General features: G+C 43.0%; 1 protein-coding gene. It reads left to right on the top strand.

What is annotated here, in order from left to right; genetic code table 11:
• The first annotated feature begins 128 nt into the window (after positions 1–128).
• Positions 129–1,511 carry an ISNCY family transposase gene (locus D1151_RS16335; protein ID WP_161909576.1) on the top strand — a complete coding sequence of 461 codons (1,383 nt, stop codon included), beginning with the start codon at positions 129–131 and terminating at the stop codon, positions 1,509–1,511.
• The last annotated feature ends 73 nt before the right edge of the window (positions 1,512–1,584 follow it).

Here is a 1,584-nt window from a genome sequence, read left to right on the forward strand (position 1 = left end):
TCTGCTCCAAAAGTGATAATGTCTTAAGAAAGCGCAAGAGAAAATGTCCCAAAAGGATTCCTAAAAAACACATATCATAGTAAACTATCTCTTCGGAGGTGGTTTTTATCAGAAAGGTTGAACTTAGAATGAAAGAACAGAAAAAGTACGAAGTGATTAAAAAGCTAAAAGAAACAAACGGAAACAAGAAAAGAGCTGCCGTCGAGCTAGGCTGTACCGTCCGCCACGTAAACCGAATGCTCAAAGGTTATGAGACGCAGGGAAAAGAATTCTTTTCCCACGGAAACAAAGGCAGAAGACCTGCATCTGCTCTCTCTGAGGAGTTAAAAGAGTCTATCCTGCTTCTCTACCAGAACAAATACTATGATTCGAACCTTACGCATTTCACAGAAAAATTGGCTGAGAATGAAGATATCCGGGTCTCAGAGGGAACCGTCAGAAATCTGCTTTACTCTCATGACATTCTCTCTCCCCTTGCATGGAAACGGACTCGCAGGAAACTCAAAGACAAGCTAAAAAACCAAAAGGATACTGCAACATCAAAGACAGAAAAAGAAAGCCTTCAGACTGCAATCGTTGACCTGGAAGATGCACATCCTACCAGAGCCAGATGTTCCTATGCCGGTGAGATGATTCAAATGGATGCGTCTGTACATCTTTGGTTTGGCGAAAACAAAAGCCATCTGCATGCCGCCATTGACGATGCCACGGGAACCCTTGTCGGCGCATATTTTGACAGCCAGGAAACCTTACATGGATACTACCACGTCTTCCTCCAAATTCTTGAAAATTATGGCATTCCCTATATGTTCTACACTGACCGCAGAACCGTATTTGAATACAAAAAGAAAAATTCTCCAAATTTGGAGAATGATACATTTACGCAGTTTGCTTATGCATGCAAGCAATTCGGTGTCGATTTAAAAACAACCAGTATACCACAAGCCAAGGGCAGAGTTGAACGTCTTTTTAAAACCTTACAATCACGCCTGCCTGTCGAATTACGACTGGCAGGCGTGAAAACCCTGGAGCAGGCAAATGAATTCCTTCACTCCTACATAAAGAAATTCAACGCACAGTTCGCTCTACCCCTTAATCCTACCACGTCTGTATTTGAAACACAACCCTCAAAAGACAAAATCGACCTGTTTCTTTCCTTGCTCACACCCCGTATAGTGGATGCCGGTCATTCCATTCGGTTCAACAACCATCGGTACAAAATGTTGGATGAATCCGGCATGCATACAAACTACTACAAAGGAACGCAGGTGCTGGTAGCGCAGACCCTTAGCGGCAGGCTGTTTTGCAACGTAAACGGGCGAATTTACGCCTTGGAAGAGATCCCGTTGCATGAAGAAGTATCTCGGAATTTCAATACAGAAAAAGAACTTGCAGCAGCGAAGAAGCCAAAGAAGCAAAATATCCCGCCTATGCATCATCCTTGGCGCAAAGATAACTTTATGAAACATGTCTACGCTATGTATGGTAACGAAGCAACCTGGGCTGTTTAACTGCTCACGGTAACCCTTGCTTTTTGGTGCTAATATTGCACTTATTTTTGGACTTTTTCAATTACGGTTGACA

The organism is Emergencia sp. 1XD21-10 (assembly GCF_009936045.1).
Taxonomy (GTDB): Bacteria; Bacillota; Clostridia; order Peptostreptococcales; family Anaerovoracaceae; genus Senimuribacter; species Senimuribacter intestinalis.

Excerpts from the sequence above, each read along its gene's own strand:
- D1151_RS16335 (WP_161909576.1), top strand. The coding sequence starts at position 129 with ATGAAAGAACAGAAAAAGTACGAAGTGATTAAAAAGCTAAAAGAAACA.